This is a genomic window from Streptomyces sp. PR69 (assembly GCF_026420845.1).
GTDB lineage: Bacteria > Actinomycetota > Actinomycetes > Streptomycetales > Streptomycetaceae > Streptomyces.
On sequence record NZ_JAOWCB010000009.1, the window covers coordinates 118,707 to 133,802 of the forward strand.

Annotated in this window: 13 protein-coding genes; 10 read left to right on the forward strand and 3 right to left on the reverse strand. The window is 72.6% G+C overall.

Annotated elements, in window-relative coordinates; all coding sequences use genetic code 11:
- Positions 1-87 precede the first annotated feature (87 nt).
- The 4 genes from OF819_RS11735 (at position 88) to OF819_RS11750 (ending at position 5,104) form a co-directional block, all read left to right on the forward strand.
- Positions 88-729: a protein-L-isoaspartate(D-aspartate) O-methyltransferase gene (locus OF819_RS11735; RefSeq protein WP_267243388.1), complete on the forward strand. Its 642-nt coding sequence runs from the start codon at positions 88-90 to the stop codon at positions 727-729.
- A gap of 397 nt (positions 730-1,126) precedes the next feature.
- Positions 1,127-2,350, forward strand: a complete 1,224-nt coding sequence (locus OF819_RS11740) for a hypothetical protein (protein WP_267243389.1) — start codon at positions 1,127-1,129, stop codon at positions 2,348-2,350.
- A gap of 39 nt (positions 2,351-2,389) precedes the next feature.
- Complete coding sequence (locus OF819_RS11745; RefSeq protein WP_267243390.1) at positions 2,390-4,543, forward strand: tetratricopeptide repeat protein; 2,154 nt, start codon at positions 2,390-2,392, stop codon at positions 4,541-4,543.
- A gap of 12 nt (positions 4,544-4,555) precedes the next feature.
- Complete coding sequence (locus OF819_RS11750) at positions 4,556-5,104, forward strand: flavin reductase family protein (RefSeq protein ID WP_267243391.1); 549 nt, start codon at positions 4,556-4,558, stop codon at positions 5,102-5,104.
- 144 nt (positions 5,105-5,248) lie between these two features.
- Here the strand turns inward: OF819_RS11750 and OF819_RS11755 are convergent, their stop codons facing one another.
- Both OF819_RS11755 and OF819_RS11760 read right to left on the reverse strand, forming a co-directional pair.
- Entirely contained in the window at positions 5,249-6,160 is a 912-nt protein-coding gene (locus tag OF819_RS11755) for an AfsR/SARP family transcriptional regulator (RefSeq protein ID WP_267243392.1), read from the reverse strand.
- Between the two features lie 306 nt (positions 6,161-6,466).
- Positions 6,467-7,075 (reverse strand): TetR/AcrR family transcriptional regulator, encoded by a 609-nt coding sequence (locus tag OF819_RS11760; RefSeq protein WP_267243393.1) that lies wholly within the window; start codon positions 7,073-7,075, stop codon positions 6,467-6,469.
- A gap of 160 nt (positions 7,076-7,235) precedes the next feature.
- Between OF819_RS11760 and tkt the strand changes: the two genes are divergently transcribed.
- The 6 genes from tkt (at position 7,236) to OF819_RS11790 (ending at position 13,987) form a co-directional block, all read left to right on the forward strand.
- Positions 7,236-9,311 (forward strand): transketolase, encoded by a 2,076-nt coding sequence (gene tkt / locus OF819_RS11765; protein ID WP_267243394.1) that lies wholly within the window; start codon positions 7,236-7,238, stop codon positions 9,309-9,311.
- A gap of 166 nt (positions 9,312-9,477) precedes the next feature.
- Complete coding sequence (locus OF819_RS11770; RefSeq protein ID WP_267243395.1) at positions 9,478-10,221, forward strand: HAD family hydrolase; 744 nt, start codon at positions 9,478-9,480, stop codon at positions 10,219-10,221.
- Positions 10,222-10,297: 76 nt separating this feature from the next.
- Positions 10,298-12,766: a glycoside hydrolase family 65 protein gene (locus OF819_RS11775; RefSeq protein ID WP_267243396.1), complete on the forward strand. Its 2,469-nt coding sequence runs from the start codon at positions 10,298-10,300 to the stop codon at positions 12,764-12,766.
- A 23-nt stretch (positions 12,767-12,789) separates the two neighbouring features.
- Positions 12,790-12,990 (forward strand): hypothetical protein, encoded by a 201-nt coding sequence (locus OF819_RS11780; RefSeq protein ID WP_267243397.1) that lies wholly within the window; start codon positions 12,790-12,792, stop codon positions 12,988-12,990.
- Positions 12,987-13,547, forward strand: a complete 561-nt coding sequence (locus OF819_RS11785; protein ID WP_267243398.1) for a PRC-barrel domain-containing protein — start codon at positions 12,987-12,989, stop codon at positions 13,545-13,547. The genes OF819_RS11780 and OF819_RS11785 overlap by 4 nt, the downstream gene beginning before the upstream one ends.
- Positions 13,547-13,987, forward strand: coding sequence for a PRC-barrel domain-containing protein (locus tag OF819_RS11790; protein WP_267243399.1), 441 nt, complete (start codon positions 13,547-13,549; stop codon positions 13,985-13,987). The genes OF819_RS11785 and OF819_RS11790 overlap by 1 nt, the downstream gene beginning before the upstream one ends.
- Positions 13,988-14,054: 67 nt before the next feature.
- Here the strand turns inward: OF819_RS11790 and OF819_RS11795 are convergent, their stop codons facing one another.
- Positions 14,055-14,981 carry a glutamate ABC transporter substrate-binding protein gene (locus tag OF819_RS11795; protein ID WP_267243400.1) on the reverse strand — a complete coding sequence of 309 codons (927 nt, stop codon included), beginning with the start codon at positions 14,979-14,981 and terminating at the stop codon, positions 14,055-14,057.
- Positions 14,982-15,096 lie beyond the last annotated feature (115 nt).

The following is a 15,096-nucleotide window of genomic DNA, read 5'->3' on the forward strand; positions in this document are numbered from 1 at the left end:
CCGCCGGGGGCGCCAGTGCCCCTCCCAGCGCCGGACGACGCTCCTTGACGGGCAGACATTGCCGGTCGCGGCGCTAGCCTGGGAACAGTGACCGGGGCGCACTCTCCCGAGGATCTCGTGCGGGCCCTTCGCACAGCCGGCATCCGCGACGAGCTGCTGCTCCAGGCCGTGCGCGCCACACCGCGGAGGGACTTCGTCCCCGCGGAGCACGCCGGCCTCGCCTATGCGGATGTGCCCGTCCCGATCGGGCACGAGCAGGTGACGACGCAGCCCTCGCTGTCAGCCCTGATGATCGAGGCCCTCGGCCTGGGCGGAGCCGAACACATTCTGGAGATCGGCACGGGTCTCGGATTCCAGACCGCGCTGCTGGCCCGCCTCGCCGCCGACGTGGTCAGTGTGGAGATGCTGCCGGACATCGCGGCCCGGGCCAGGCGCAACCTCGCCCGGCAGGGTATCCGCACTGTCGATCTGCGCGTCGGGGACGGCAGCGCCGGTGTGCCGGACCGGGCCCCGTATGACGCGATCCTCGTGTCGGCCGCGTTTCCCGAGGTGCCGGCCCCGCTCGCCGCGCAGGTGCGGACCGGCGGTCTGCTGGTGCAGCCCATCGGGCCGGGCGGGCGGGAGGACGTCGTGTGCTTCCGGCGTACGGAGTCGGGCCTGGAGCGCCTCCGCGTCCTGACGGCGGCCCGCTTCGTACGGCTGCGGGGACGGTACGGCTTCCCCTCCTGAGCACACCGGCCGGCCGATACGGCCCCCCTCCCCGCGATATGTGCCCACGCCGTGAAGGGAATTTGGCGGGTTTATGGAGAGACTATGGCGGCCCTCGCCAGGATGAAGGACGTCCGCAGCCCCTGCTCGTGCGAAGGAGGTGCTCTGATGAAGAAGATCCAGATCCGCAAGGCCGGCCCGGTCCGTCTGACGTCCTCGGCCTGCAGCCTGTACACGAACCCCAACTGATCCCGGATCAGCTGAGTTCCGGGCCGCTGGCTGGCCAGGGCCCCGGCGCCGTCGTGTCCGCGGGAGCCCATGCGATCGGGGCCCCGGCGGCACGACGGCGCCACCGGGCGCGGCGGGCAGCCGCCCGGCGCCGGGACCCGGGCCGGACCGCAAGCCGAGGGAGAACTCCATGGCGGAGCACGGCATCCGCGGCGATGCTGACACCCCGCTGACGCTCCATCCGCTGGTCTATCTGGAAGACGGCGGGGAAGTCACCATCGGGCGTCCCGACACCGACTCCTACGCGATCTTCCCGCCCGACGGGGCCGGGCTGGTACGCCGTCTCGCTCAGGGCGACACACCGGCGCAGGCCTCCGACTGGTATGCCGCCGAGTACGGCGAGCGGGCCGACGTCCAGGACGTCATCGACGCCCTGCGCGAACTGGGGTTCGTCCGGGAGGGCGGAGAGGAGACGGCCGCCTCGGAGCCCGTACGCTGGCAGCGCCTCGGCCGGGCGCTGTTCTCGCCCCTCGCCTGGGTCTGCTACGCGGCGATCGTCGCCTGGGCCGTGCTGCGCATGATCCGCTCGCCGGATCTCATCCCCACCGCCCAGCACCTGCTCTTCAGCGACTACTACGCGGTGATCAGCGTGGTGCTGCTGATCGCCGCCGTGCCGCTCATCGCCATCCACGAGGCCTTTCACGCGCTGGCCGCACGCCGGCTCGGCGTCCGGTCGAAGACCCGGATGTCGTACCGGTTCTACTTCCTGGTCGTGGAGACGGCGCTGGACGGCCTGGTCGCCGTCGAACGGCGTAAGCGCTATCTGCCGATCATGGCCGGGATGCTCGCCGACTGCGTCCTGATCGCGCTGCTCATCACGGTCGCGGACGCGACGCGCGGCCCCGGCGGAGCGGACAGCCTCACCAGCCGGGTGTGCCTTGCGCTGGCCTTCGCGGCGCTGCTGCGGCTGCTGTGGCAGTTCTTCCTGTATCTGCGCACCGACATCTATGTGCTGATCACCACCATGCTCGGCTGTGTGGATCTGCACACCACGTCCATCCGCCTGCTGCGCAACCGCCTTCTGCGGCTGTTCGGGCGGACCGGCCGGCTGGCGGACGAGTCGCTGTTCCACCCCGTGGACCGCCGGGCGGCCCGCTGGTACTCCTGGCTGATCGTGGTCGGCTACACGGTCAGCCTCGGCACCTTCGTGCTGGCGCTCGCCCCGGTCCTGGTGCAGATGGTGTCGGGCGCGGTCGACCGCTTCGGCGACGGGCGGCAGACGAGCTGGGTCGGGCTGCTGGACTCCTCGGCCTTCCTCTTTCTGACATTCGCACAGCTCGCCCTCACCGTCTGGATCGCCGTCAGAGAACGCATCCGCGAACGGCGGTCCCGGCCCCACCACGTCATCGTCTGACAGACGCCCCCGAACGGCCCCGCTGCGAAAGGCAGGTTCATGACCGGCCACTACTGGATATCGGCGCCCCGGCGCCGCGAGCGCGACCGGCTGCGGGCCGGCGTCGAACTGCCCTCCCCGTCGGCGGCGGCGGACGCCCACCGGCGGCTGCGCGGGCCGTACTCCGCGACCGGGGCGCTGCTGCGCCTGGTGGCCCCCGAGGCGCTGCGCCGCCGCCCGGAGCTGGCCGACCGCCACTACATCGAACTCCAGGAGAGCACACCCGAGCTGCGCCCCCTGGTGCCGCCGATCGTGCGGGCCCTGGAGCGGAACGCCAAGGCGCCGGGGGAGGCCAGCAGATACCCGGCCAGGCTGCACTCGCTGCGGATCGCCCACGGCCTGGTGGACTTCCTGCTCGCCGCGCTGCCCGACGCGGACGGGGCCCCGCGCACCCTGGTCGTCGAGAACGTCCAGCACGCCGATGTCACCGACCAGGAGTTTTTGGCGGCCGCGCTGCGGCGCATCCCCGCCGAGCTGCTCACCCTTGTGGTGTGCACGGACACCGGGACGCCGGCGGAACCGCCGGGGATGGTCTCGGTCTCCCTGCCCGAGGCGCTCGCCGCGCACACCACCCGGATCGCCGGCCCGGCAGCCGCCGCGGAAGCAGAAGCACAAGCAGAAGCACAAGCGGCGGCAGCCGCGGGGCCGGAGCAGAACGACGACCGGGAGGCCGCCGCCCTGTATGTGGAGGGCGACTGCACCGGTGACGACCCCGCGCTCCTCGCCGCGTACGAACGCATCTCCGCCGAAGCACGCATGGCCCTCCACGACCGCAGAGCCGGGACCCTGGCCGCGCGGGCGGACGGGGAACCGTCGCTGAAGCTGGGCGCCCTGCCCTACCATCTGCTGCGCGGCAGCGACCGCGACGCCGGGCTCGAAGCCCTGCGCTGGGCCCAGGGCCGCTGCAAGTATCTGGGCTTCTACCACGCCGCCGCGGAACTCGGCGAGGACGGCCGGCATCGGGTGGACCCCGCCGCACAGCCCGACCTGTGGTGGACCTTCACCCGCGACACCTGTGTGTGCCTGGCCGCGGCGGGACGCCCAAAGGAGTCGGCGGCGGTGCAGGAAGAGGCGCGCGCCGCGACCGTCGTGCCCCTGCACCATATGAGCCTGGCCTATGAGACGGGGATGCTCTACGCCCGCCACTTCCCGCCCGAACTGCGCGACGAACGCCGCGCCAGGGCCTGGGTGAACCAGGCCATCGCGATATCCGACCTGCTGCCCGACCCCAAGGAACGCGCCTTCTACTCGGTGTTCAACCGCAATGGGCTCGCCCTGGTGGAGGTCAGGGCCGGGCGGCACGACGAGGCGCTGCGGCTGCTCGACGAGGGAATGGCCCGGCTGGACCGGGAACTGGGCATCGGCGAGCGCACCTGGCACCGGGTGGGCCTGCGCTACAACCGGGCGCAGGTGAACGGCATGAGCGGCCGGTTCGAGGACGCCCTCGCCGACTACGCCCAGATCATCGACGCGGACAGCGACTTCGCCGACCACTACTTCAACCGGGGCAGCATCCTGCGCAGACTGGGCCGGCTTGAGGACGCCGTCGCCGACTTCGGAAGGGCGCTGGCCCTGGAACCGCCCTTCCCCGAGGCGTACTACAACCGGGGCGACGCCCGGCTGGAACTCGGCGACGCCGAAGGCGCGCTGGCCGACTTCGACCGCACCCTGGAGCTGGAGCCCGGCCATGTGGAGGCGCTGCTGGCGCGTGCCGGGCTGCTCGCCGACCTCAAGGAGCCCGACGCGGCGCTGCAGAGCGTGGCGGCGGGGCTGCGGCAGGACCCAGGCCATGCCCATCTGCTCTGTCTGAAGGGACGCCTGCTGGCGGAGCAGGGCCGCCCCGGCGAGGCCCGCGAGGCGCTGGCGGCGGCGCTGCGCAGCGATCCGGAACTGGCCGAGGCCTGGGCGGTCAGGGGCGAGTTGGCCTATCTGGACGGCGATCTGACGGCCGCCGTGTCCGACTTCGACCGTGCCGTGGAACTCGGCGACCGCCCCGAGTTCCGGTTCAACCGCGGGGTGGTGCACGAGGCCGCGGGCGGCTACCAGCAGGCCGTCGCCGACTTTGACGCGGTCCTGGCGGTCGCCGACGACCCCGAGGCGCGCAGCCGCCGGGAGTCCTGTCTGCGCCGTGCCGCAGAGCGCGTCCAGGCGTAGGGGCGGGGCGGCATGGGGCTGGGGCAGCGGGAGACGGGTCTGGACCGCCGCCGTGAGCGGACCGTTCCGGCGGAACGCTTCGCCGAGGCGATGTCCCGTCTGGTGTCGGGCGTGGCGGTGGTCTCCCTGCGGCGGGCCGACGGCAGGCCGTCCGGGCTGCTGGTGTCGTCGCTCTGTTCCTACAGCGTGGACCCGCCTTCGGTGCTCATGGCACTCGCCCGCAGCTCACGCACCTGCCGCGAGCTGGGGACCGCGCCGGGCGCCGCCTTCGGCGTCCATCTGCTGGCCCGCACCGACGCCGCCCTGGCGCGGGTCTTCGCGGGCAGCGCCGAGGACAAGTTCGCCGATGTGCTGTGGGAGTGGGACGGGGAGGTGCCGCGCCTCGCGGACGTGCCCGTCTACGTCAAGTGCCGGACGGACGCGGTGTTCCCGCACGGCGACCATATGATCGTGGTGGGCGGGGCGGAGCACTGCGCACTGCGGGAGGGCGAGCCGCTGGTGTACTTCCACCGCCGCCTGGACTGGTGCCTGGGCCGCGCCGTGCCGGGCCCGCCGGACTGACCCGGCCCCCGCCTGCCCGGTCCGCCGGCGTGTTCGCCGCGCTCCGCTCCGCGCCGCCCCTGAGGCCTTGAGGGGGCTCGCACCGGGCCGGAGCGGCCTCCGCGGGTCCGGGCCCCTGTGGCCCGGCCCCGGCGGACCGGGCCCTCAGCGGTGGAACGCCGTCGGCTGGAGCGCACGGAGGCCGCCGCACCGGTCGTGGCCGGTGTTGGCCGGGAGGTCGCCGCTGAGCAGGGCCCGTTGGGTGCTCCGCAGCCCCGGGCCCGGCTCGATGCCGGTGTTGTCCACCACCGTGCGCCGGGCCCGCGCATAGGCGTCCAGGGCCTCCGCGAGGCGTCCGGTCGCGGCGAGGGCCAGCATCAGCTGTTCGTGGAAGCCCTCGCGCAGCGGGTGGCGTGCGCACAGCTCCTCAAGCTCGCCGACCACCTCATGCGCCCTGCCCCGGCAGATGTCCGCACCGATCCGGTCGCGGACCAGCGCCAGCCGCTCCTCCTCCAGCCGCACCGCGTAGTGGGCGGGGAGACCGGACTGCCCCAGATCGCCCAGGGGCGTTCCACGCCATAGGGCAAGCGCCTGCCGAAACGATTCTGCGGCCGCCGGGCAGTCCCCCGCGGCCATCAGCTCCCGGCCGTGGACGGCCATGGTCCGGAACCGGTCCAGATCCAGCTCACCCGGTCGTACGCGCAGCAGATAACCGGCGCCGGAGGTGCGCAGCAGCGGGTGCCGCCGTGCGTCGCGGCCCTCGCGGCTGTGCCCGGGGTCCAGCGTGCGGCGCAGCCCCGAGACGTACATCTGCAGCGTCGCCACCGCCGACCGGGGCGGACGGCCGTCCCACAACTCGTCGATCAGGGCGTCCACCGGGAGCGTCCGGTTGGCATGGAGCAGCAGCAGCGCCAGCAGGGCGCGCCGCTTGCGGGCCGTAGGGGTGCACGGCATGCCCGCCCGCCGGACCTCCAGGGGCCCCAGGAGCAGATACATCGGCTCGTACGGCCGTCCCGCCTCGCCGCCGGAGCCCTGCGCGCAGCCCGGCAGAGCACCGCACTCCTCACGAGAAGTCAAGTCCCCCATAGGTCTGGTCCGCTTGGCCAACACTGATCTGCCACCCCCGCGATGCCGGCGCCCACGGGCGCGCTTCCCTGTCGGTCGACTGGTCGTCGGGATCTCGTATACGTATGCCATAGATAGGCGATCCGCCGAGGGGTGTCACCGGCGCGAATCAGCCAACTCACAGGCATCAGATGTCTGTTGGCGCTCAAAAACCCCAGCCAGGCGGTGGCGGAACGGAAGGCTCCAGCCAGCCGGCGCGGGCGCGCGCACCGGCCGTCGCGGTGGGGCGAAGAGCCCGCCGCCGGCGCGGGCGGCCTGTCAGACCCCGCTCCCGTCCGGCTGCACGGACCGCCAGATCCGGTCGGGCAGGATACGTGCGGCCTGGCCGAGATCGACGTCGAACGTGCCTGCCAGCCAGCGTCGCGCGGTCTCCATGACGGGGCCGAGGACCAGCACCCCGATCACCGGCTCGGGGAGGGCGGCGACCTCTCCCGCCACGACCCTCGGCCGCAGCCAGTCGGAGACGACGGCGAACCGGGCCGCGTCGGCGGCGCGGACCTCCTGGGGCTGGGCCGCGGCACGGCCGGAGTACGCGGAGGCATGGATGAACAGCGAGACGTCCGGGTGCTCCTGTGTGAACCGCAGATACGCCGCGACCAGGGCGCGGATGCCGGTCCGCGCGGAGCGCGCGCGCAGCAGGGCCTCGCTCATGGCGTCGCACAGCTGGACCATGCACCGCAGATAGAGGGCGGCGGCCAGGCCGTCGAAGCTGCCGAAGTGGTGGTACAGACTGCCCAGGCTGACCCCGCTCGCCCTGGTGACCGCGTTCACCGTGAAGCCCTGCTGGCCCGACGCGGCGTACACCTGGAGCGCGGCGGCCAGCAGACGGTCGACGGTGGCCTCGGCGCGCTGCTGCTTCGGTGACATGGTCCGGTCCCGTGGAGGTCATGGCCTGGAGACTGGGAACTCTATGACATCCCGTCGGGCGGCATCCGCGGGCGGCCCCGGTCCGGCGTGCGGGTGCGGGCGAGGGGGAGGCGGCGTGTACTGGAACATGCCCGTGCACGCCGAGCAACGGAAAGCGCCCATGACCGACCTGGACACTCTGTCGGTGAACACCATCCGCGGCCTCTGCATGGACGCGATCCAACAGGCCGAGTCCGGACATCCGGGCACCCCGATGGGGATCGCGCCCGTCGCGTACACGCTCTGGCAGAGATTCCTCCGCTTCGACCCCCAGGACCCCATCTGGCCCAACCGCGACCGCTTCGTGCTCTCCGAAGGCCATGCCTCCGCGCTGCTGTGGTCCCTGCTGCATCTGACCGGCGTACGGGCCGTCGACCCCGACTACGAGATCCTCGGGCGCGCCTCGGTGACGCTCGACGACCTCAAGAGCTTCCGCCAGCTCGACTCCCGCTGCCCCGGGCACCCCGAATACCGCTGGACCAGCGGGGTCGAGACCACCACGGGCCCGCTCGGCCAGGGCGTCGCCACCTCCGTCGGCATGGCCATGGCCGGCCGCTGGCTCGCCGCCCGGTACAACAAGGAGGGCTTCGAGCTCTTCGACTACGACGTCTACGCGCTCGCCGGGGACGGCTGCATGATGGAGGGCGTCTCCTCCGAGGCCGCTTCCCTCGCCGGGCACCACCGGCTGTCCAACCTCTGCTGGATCTACGACTCCAACCGGGTGACCATCGAAGGCCACACCGACATCACCTTCACCGAGGACGTCGCCGCCCGCTTCCTCGCCTACGGCTGGAACGTCACCACCGTCGCCGACGCCAACGACCTCGACGCCGCGGCGCGCGCCTTCCACGCCTTCCGCGCGGAGACCGAGCGCCCCACCCTGATCCTGGTGCACAGCCACATCGGCTACGGCTCCCCCGTGGAGGACTCCCCGAAGGCCCACGGCGCGCCGTTCGGACCGGCGGGCGTACGGGAGACCAAACGCTTCCTCGGCATGCCGCCCGATGAGACGTTCCACATCCCCGACGGGGTGCGCGACTGGTTCGACCGAGGCATCGGCGCACGCGGCGCGGAGCTGCGCGACGCCTGGGAGAAGCGGTTCGACGCCTACCGCGCCGCCTGGCCCGGCCTGGCCGGCGAGCTGGACCGCATCCAGCGCCGCGAGCTGCCCGACGGCTGGGACCGCGGTCTGCCCGGCTTCCCCGCGGACCCCAAGGGGATCGCCAGCCGTGACTCCTCCGGGCAGGTGCTGGACGCCCTGGCCCAGAACGTGCCCTGGCTGCTCGGCGGCTCGGCCGACCTGTCGCCGTCGACCAAGACCCGCCTCACATTCGGCGGCGCGGGCGACTTCCAGCCCGACGAGCCGTCCGGGCGCAACCTCCACCTCGGCGTGCGCGAGCACGCCGCGGCGGCCGTCGCCAACGGCATGGCGCTGACCAAGCTCCGCCCATACTGGTCCGGATTCCTGATCTTCTCCGACTACGCCAAGGCGGCCATCCGGCTGTCCGCGCTGATGGAGATCCCCGTCATCCACATCTTCACCCACGACTCCATCGGCGTGGGCGAGGACGGACCCACCCACCAGCCCGTCGAACAGCTGGCCGGACTGCGCGCCATGCCCGGTCTCCTGGTCTTCCGCCCCTGCGACGCGGGCGAGGTGACCGAGACCTGGCGGACCGTCATGGCCCTGCGCCGCGAGCCAGCAGCGCTGGTCCTGACCCGCCAGGCCCTGCCGACCCTCGACCGCTCGCGGCTCGCCCCCGCCTCCGGTCTCGCGCGCGGCGCGTACGTCCTGGCCGACGCATCCGACGGGCAGCCGGACGTCATCCTGCTGGCCACCGGCTCCGAGGTCTTTCTCGCCCTGACGGCCCGCGAGGAGCTGGCCGCCGACGGCATCGCCGCCAGGGTCGTCAGCATGCCCTGCTGGGAACTGTTCGACCGCCAGCCCAAGGAGTACCGGGACCAGGTGCTGCCGCCCGGCGTCACCGCGCGGGTGGGCGTCGAGCAGGCGTCCACCTTCGGCTGGGACCGGTATGTGGGCGACGCGGGGGCCGTCATCGGCATGCACACCTACGGCGCGTCAGCCCCGCTGAAGCAGCTGCTGACCAAATTCGGCTTCACCCCCGAAAGGGTGGCCCAGACCGCACGGGAACTGGTCGCCGCACAGCACGGTGCGCCGGCGGCAGGCCGCCCATGAGAGCACGGCCGACGCCGCGGCGCGCGGCGGCACGGCCGGACCCGGCGCGGCGACGCGCACCGCGTTGGTCCGGATGGCACGGCGGCTCATCCGGCAGGGTTGCCCGCGGCGCGGCGGGCGGGGAAGGCCGTGGCGGCGGCTCTCCCTGCCTCCTAGCCTCGGCGGCATGCTGGGGCTTCCGGACCATGTGCGCATCTGTCTGTTCGACCTCGACGGCGTCCTCACCCGCACCGCGGCAGTGCATGCGGCCGCCTGGAAAGAGATGTTCGACGCCTATCTGCGTGAGCGCGCCGACCGGGAGGGCGCCGTGTTCACACCCTTCGACGCCGTCCATGACTACGACGCGTATGTGGACGGCCGCCCCCGCGCCGACGGGGTGCGCACCTTCCTCGCCTCGCGCGGCATCGAACTGCCCGAGGGAACGCCCGACGACCCGCCCGGCGCCGAGACGGTGAACGGCCTGGGCAGCCGGAAGAACGCACTGGTCCTGCGCAAGATCCGGCAGGAGGGCGTGGAGGCGTACGACGGGTCGGTCGCCTATGTGCGGGCCGTGCGGGACGCGGGGCTGCGCCGCGCCGTGGTGTCGTCCAGCGCCAACTGCCGCGATGTGCTGGCCGCGGCGGGCATCGAGGACCTCTTCGACGAGCGGATCGACGGCATCGTCGCGCGGGAGCGGCGGCTGCGCGGGAAGCCCGCCCCCGACACCTATCTGGCCGCGGCCCGTGCCCTGGGCGGCGAGCCGCGCGCCGCCGCCGTGTTCGAGGACGCGCTGGCCGGTGTGGCGGCCGGACGCGCGGGAGGGTTCGGGCTCGTCGTCGGCGTGGACCGGACCGGACAGGCGGACGAGCTGCGGGCGCACGGCGCGGACGTCGTGGTGCGCGACCTCGCCGAGCTGATGGACCAGGGCTGATGGACCAGAGCCAAAGGACCAGAGCTGATGGAAGAGCTGACGGAAGAGCTGATGAAGCAGAGCTGACGGAGGCCCGGTGATCACTCATCCCAGCTATGCGGTCGAACCGTGGCGGCTGCGCGAGACCGAGCTGAGCCTTGCTGTGCTGGCCCAGAGCGAGTCGGTGTTCGCCCTGTCCAACGGCCATATCGGATGGCGCGGCAACCTCGACGAGGGCGAGCCGCACGGACTGCCCGGCGCCTATCTCAACGGAGTCCACGAGACGCGCCCGCTGCCGTACGCCGAGGCGGGGTACGGCTACCCGGAGTCCGGACAGACGATGATCAACGTCACGGACGGAAAGGTCATCCGGCTGCTCGTCAACGACCACCCCTGCGATCTGCGCTACGGCGAGCTGACGGCGCACGAGCGGGTGCTGGACTTCCGCACCGGAGTGCTGCACCGCACCGCCGAGTGGACCACCCCCGGCGGCCGGGCCGTGCGCATCAGCTCCAGCCGTCTGGTGTCCTTCACCCAGCGGGCGGTGGCCGCCGTCGTATACGAGGTGACCCCGCTGGACGGCCCGGCCACGGTGGCCGTGCAGTCCGAGCTGGTCGCCAACGAGCAGCTGCCGGACGCCGGGGGAGACCCGAGGGTGGCGGCGGCGATCGGGCGTCCGCTGCGGCCCGAGGAGGACTTCGCCCAGGACACCCGGCTGCGGCTGGTGCACCGCACCGAGCGCAGCGGCCAGCGCGTGGGGGCGGCGGCCGACCATCTGATCGAGGGCCCCGAGGGGACGGCCTGGTCGGCTCAGAGCGAGCCGGACGTCAGCAGACTCACCGTCACCGCGACGCTGCGGCCCGGGCAGCGGCTGCGGCTGGTGAAGTTCGTGGCCTACGGATGGTCCGCCCAGCGGTCGCTGCCCGCCGTCCACGACCAGGTGGACGGGGCCGTCGCGGCGGCGCGCAGCACGGGCTGGGACGGGCTGGCCGCCGAACAGCGGGAGTATCTGGACCGCTTCTGGTCCTGCGCGGACGTCGAGGTGGACGGCGACGCCCAGATCCAGCAGGCCGTCCGCTTCGCGCTGTTCCATGTGCTGCAGGCGGCGGCCCGCGGCGAGGAGCGGGCGATCCCCGCCAAGGGCCTGACCGGCACCGGATACGACGGCCACTCGTTCTGGGACGTCGAGTCCTTCGTCCTGCCGGTGCTCACCGCCACGGCGCCGCAGACGGTGGCCCCGGTGCTGCGCTGGCGGCACGCCACCCTGCCCGCGGCACGGGAGCGGGCCCGGCAGCTCGGACTCGCCGGGGCGGCCTTCCCCTGGCGGACCATCACCGGCCCGGAGTGCTCCGCCTACTGGCCGGCGGGCACGGCCGCCTTCCATGTGAACGCCGACATCGCCGACGCCGTCATCCGCTATGTGGCCGCTGCCGGAGACACGGAGTTCGAACGGGGTCCCGGGGTCGAGCTGCTTGTCGAGACCGCCCGGCTGTGGCGCTCGCTCGGCCACCACGACGCCGAAGGCGTGTTCCACATCGACGGCGTCACCGGACCCGACGAGTACAGCGCAGTCACCCGCGACAACCTGTACACCAATCTGATGGCCCGGCGGAACCTCATCGCCGCCGCGGAGGCGGCCGTCCGCCACCCGGAGCGGGCGGCGGAACTCGGCGTCGACGACGAGGAGAGCGCCGCCTGGCGGGACGCCGCCGCCCGCATCGCCGTGCCGTACAACGCCGCGCTCGGCGTGCACGAGCAGTCGGAGGGCTTCACCCGGCTCCAGCACTGGGACTTTGACGCCACGTCGCCCGAGCGCTATCCGCTGCTGCTGCACTTTCCGTACTTTGACCTGTACCGCAAGCAGGTGGTCAAACAGGCCGATCTGGTGCTCGCCATGCTGACCTGCCCGGATGCCTTCACGGCCGAGGAGAAGGCCCGCAACTTCGCCTACTACGAGCCGCTGACCGTGCGGGACTCCTCCCTCTCGGCCTGCTGCCAGGCCGTGCTGGCCGCCGAGACCGGGCATCTGCGGCTGGCCTACGCCTATCTGGGCGAGGCGGCGCTGATGGATCTGGAGAATCTGGAGCACAACACCCGCGACGGGCTGCATATGGCCTCCCTCGCGGGCACCTGGATCGCCCTGGTCATGGGGCTCGGCGGCCTGCGCCACCACGACGGCCCGGCCGACGGCGAACCCGACGGCGAACCCGACGGCGAGGCGGCCAGCGAGGCCGCCAGCGGATCCCGCGGCGCCGGCGGCGAGGACCCGTCGGCGGCCGGGGCTCGGCTCGGCTTCGCCCCCCGGCTGCCCGAGCCGCTGTCGCGGCTGGCCTTCACCGTCCTGGTGCGGGGCCGCCGGCTGCGGGTGGACATCCGTCGCTCTGCCGCCCGCTACACCCTGGCGGAGGGCGGCCCGCTGCGGCTGCTGCACCACGGCGAGCCGGTCACCGTCACCGCGTCCGAGCCGGTCGAGCTTGCGCTTCCGCCGTCCGCGGCGGCGGCGGAACCGGAACAGCCGCGGGGCCGTCGCCCGGCCGACCGGCGGCCGTCTGCGGTCGACACCTGACGGGGGCCGGATCATGCTGGGAGATGGAGCAGCACCTCAAGGCCGTCACCCGCATCACATCATGGAGGCGCGCGCGTATGGACTGGTGGGTCTGGGTCGTCGTCGTTCTGGCGGCGCTGCTGGTGTGCACCGTGGTCGCCGTCTGGGTACAGGCGCGCCGCCGCAGGGGCGGTGTGATCGCCCGGGGCAGGCCCCGGCGCGACGGCGGGCGGCGTGTGCGATGACGGAGCATCTGCTGGCCCGGGAGGTGGCCGCGAAACCGGTGGTCACTCTGGAGGGTGAGGATATCGGGCAGGTCAAGGACATCGTCTTTGACCCCGAGCGCGGCGAGGTGCGCTGCTTCACGCTCAGCGGCCGGGGACTGTTCGCGGGCCCGCTGAAACGCGCCCTGCTGTGGGAGAAGGTCCACGCCCTGGGCCCGGACGCCGTCATGGTCCGCGACGCGTCCGCGCTTGAGGGCGACGACAAGGCGGCCCGGGAGCAGCGCACGGAGCGGGGCGGGGCGAATGTGCTGGGCGCGCGGATGATGACGGAGAGCGGCACCGTGCTGGGGACGGTCACCGACGCCGTCCTGGCCGCGGGCACGACCCCGCGTGTCGTCGGATACGAGATCGAGGCGGCGGACCGGCAGCGGGTGCTGGCGCCCGTGGTCCGGCCGGTCGCGGTCTCCGGGGAACTGGTGATCGTGCCGGACGCGACGGCGGAGTTCAGCGCCGGGGACCTCGCCGGTCTCGCCGCCGCCGAGGCGGGGCTGCGGGACCGACTGGAACAGGAGAAGTGATGCTGTTCAGCCACATCCTCGGCTTCGCCGTGGTCAGCGTCACCACCGCGGAGACCGTCGGCTCCGTGACCGCGTGCGCCGTCGCCCCGTCCCCCGCGCGGGTGACCGCCCTGCGGCTGAAGACCCGCGGCCACGGCGGCCATGTGCTGCCCTGGGACGACATCCGGTCGATCGGAGCGGACGCCGTGACCGTCCGCGACCTCGACCTGATCGTCGCCGAGAAGGACATCGCGGCAGGCGACCCGATCGACAAGGTCCACGACCCGGTCGGCAAACCCGTGCTGACGGAGGCAGGGGAGCTCAAGGGCGCGGTCGCCGACGTCGACTTCGACGAGAGCGACGGCAGCATCCGGCGGCTCATCACGGACGACGAGGAGATCCCCGGCGAACGGCTGCTGGGCGCGGGGTCCTATGCCGTCGTCGTGTCCGCGCCCGGCTGACGCCGCCCGGCCGGCCGTATGCCTGCCCGGCCGGCCGGGCAGGCGTCGGCGGCGCTCGGGGCGGGCGTCAGTAGCGCTCGACCAGGGTCGTGCCGCCGTAGTTGGAGCCGGACCGGCCCAGCGTGGCGTCGAACGCCTGCTTGCGGTCGCCGTTCTCGTCATGCGCCTCGATGGCGTCGGAGACCGCCTCGCGCAGTGCCTTGTCGTCCCTGTCCATGCCGACGCCGTACGGCTCCTCGGTGAACGGGGTGCCGACGACCCGCAGTTCGCCGGGGCGCTGGGCCGCATACCCCATGAGGATGGCGTCGTCCGTGGTGACGGCGTCGACCTTCCCGTCCAGCAGCTGCTCTACGCACTCGGTGTACTTCGCGGTCTCCACGGTCTTGGTGTTGTACTCCGGGCTCTTGATCTCCTTGAGCGCGGTGGAGCCCTTCACCGAGCAGACCGTCTTGCCCACCAGCGAGTACGGACCGCTGATCGACCGGTCGTCCTTGCGCACCAGCAGATCGGCGCCGGCCATGTAGTACGGGCCCGCGAACCCGACGCGCTTCTTGCGCTCGTCGTTGATCGTGTAGGTGCCGACATAGAGGTCGACCTCGCCGTTCGTGATCGCGGCCTCCCGGTTGTTCGAGTCGACCGTCTTGAACTCGATCTTTTCAGGGGAGAAGCCGAGATCGGCGGCGATCATCTTGGCGATCTCGATGTCGAAGCCGGAGCGGTTGCCGTCGGCGTCCTCGTAGCCCAGGAACGGCTGGTCGTTCTTGGCGCCGACGACCAGCTTGCCGGCCGCCTGGGCCCGCTTCAGCACCGGCGAGTCGATCTCCACGTCCTTGGCCACCTTGTAGGTGGGCAGCCGCGGCCCGTCCTGCTTCGACATACCGCTGCCGGACGGCTTGGCGTCCGCGCCCTCCGAGCCGCCGCCGCACCCGCTCGCGGCCAGGGTGACGGCAATGGCGGCGATCGCGGCGGTCGCCGCGGACTTGCAGGACTTCATGGTGGGACATCCTTCATACGTGCGATCGCACGGTGGTGCGACGACCGTGGCGAAATGCCCGCTATAGGGCTGTTCGTTCCGCTCGCTTCATTGGTGAAGAGGACAGTAGGGACGC

Bases quoted from the DNA above. Each gene is read 5' to 3' on its own strand.
- OF819_RS11740 (WP_267243389.1), top strand. From the start codon at position 1,127: ATGGCGGAGCACGGCATCCGCGGCGATGCTGACACCCCGCTGACGCTC.
- OF819_RS11745 (WP_267243390.1), top strand. From the start codon at position 2,390: ATGACCGGCCACTACTGGATATCGGCGCCCCGGCGCCGCGAGCGCGAC.
- OF819_RS11750 (WP_267243391.1), top strand. From the start codon at position 4,556: ATGGGGCTGGGGCAGCGGGAGACGGGTCTGGACCGCCGCCGTGAGCGG.
- OF819_RS11760 (WP_267243393.1), bottom strand. From the start codon at position 7,075: ATGTCACCGAAGCAGCAGCGCGCCGAGGCCACCGTCGACCGTCTGCTG.
- tkt (WP_267243394.1), top strand. From the start codon at position 7,236: ATGACCGACCTGGACACTCTGTCGGTGAACACCATCCGCGGCCTCTGC.
- OF819_RS11770 (WP_267243395.1), top strand. From the start codon at position 9,478: ATGCTGGGGCTTCCGGACCATGTGCGCATCTGTCTGTTCGACCTCGAC.
- OF819_RS11780 (WP_267243397.1), top strand. From the start codon at position 12,790: ATGGAGCAGCACCTCAAGGCCGTCACCCGCATCACATCATGGAGGCGC.
- OF819_RS11785 (WP_267243398.1), top strand. From the start codon at position 12,987: ATGACGGAGCATCTGCTGGCCCGGGAGGTGGCCGCGAAACCGGTGGTC.
- OF819_RS11790 (WP_267243399.1), top strand. From the start codon at position 13,547: ATGCTGTTCAGCCACATCCTCGGCTTCGCCGTGGTCAGCGTCACCACC.
- OF819_RS11795 (WP_267243400.1), bottom strand. From the start codon at position 14,981: ATGAAGTCCTGCAAGTCCGCGGCGACCGCCGCGATCGCCGCCATTGCC.